Origin of the sequence: Flavobacterium solisilvae, from assembly GCF_012911605.1 — a bacterium.
GTDB classification, from domain to species: domain Bacteria; phylum Bacteroidota; class Bacteroidia; order Flavobacteriales; family Flavobacteriaceae; genus Flavobacterium; species Flavobacterium solisilvae.
In genome coordinates this window covers 1-415 of record NZ_JAAMPT010000136.1, presented here as the reverse complement: position 1 = coordinate 415, position 415 = coordinate 1, and the positions used below count along the sequence as shown (strand labels likewise).

At 39.8% G+C, this 415-nt stretch carries 1 protein-coding gene; it reads left to right on the top strand.

Annotated features, from left to right (window positions below; all coding sequences use genetic code 11):
* Window positions 1-415 (top strand): hypothetical protein (locus tag G6042_RS00635; RefSeq protein ID WP_211161597.1); only part of this gene is annotated, 415 nt, incomplete at both ends.

Genomic DNA, 415 nt, shown 5'->3' with positions numbered 1-415 from the left:
TTTGATTTAACGAGCCAAATCCCAGATTTATTAGAAGGCAATCAAACCACGCCAGTATCAACCTACAGCGTAGCGTTTTATGAGGATGCAACCTTAACAACATTGATTACAAATCCATCGGCATATACCAATCTGACTAATCCACAAACCATCTATGTAGTAGTAACCAATACCAATGCCGCTACCACAACAAGATGTCCAAGCGAAGTAGGAAGCTTTATTTTACAAGTTAATCCAAAACCAATTGTGGCAACCCAATTGGCAGATTTTGCGAGTTGTGATGATATTGATGGTGTAAACGATGGACAAACCTTGTATTTTGGCAATCCATTGTCAGATTACATCGATGATGTATTAGGCGCAGGTCAAAGTCCAACGGATTACACGGTAACGTTCTATTACAACAGTCAAAGCG